1 pseudogene is annotated in these 245 nt (G+C 55.5%); it reads left to right on the forward strand.

Going from position 1 to position 245, the window contains the following annotated elements:
• A pseudogene (locus SB756_RS33930) lies at nucleotides 1-245 on the forward strand (hypothetical protein); the annotation flags it as partial.

Genomic DNA, 245 nt, shown 5'->3' on the forward strand with positions numbered 1-245 from the left:
GCGTAAACCGCTGGGGATTGCGGTCCTGATGATGTGGGTTGCGGCAGCGGCAGAAGTCAGTGGGCCGCTGCTTATCAGCTATTTTATCGACAATATGGTAGCGAAAAATAACCTGCCGTTGAAAATGGTTGCAGGGCTGGCTGCGGCGTATGTTGGGCTACAACTGTTTGCCGCCGGGCTACATTACGCGCAGTCGCTGCTGTTTAATCGGGCGGCAGTAGGCGTAGTGCAACAGTTGCGTACCG

Origin of the sequence: Pseudomonas sp. SIMBA_068, assembly GCF_046534705.1 — a bacterium.
GTDB lineage: Bacteria > Pseudomonadota > Gammaproteobacteria > Pseudomonadales > Pseudomonadaceae > Aquipseudomonas > Aquipseudomonas putida.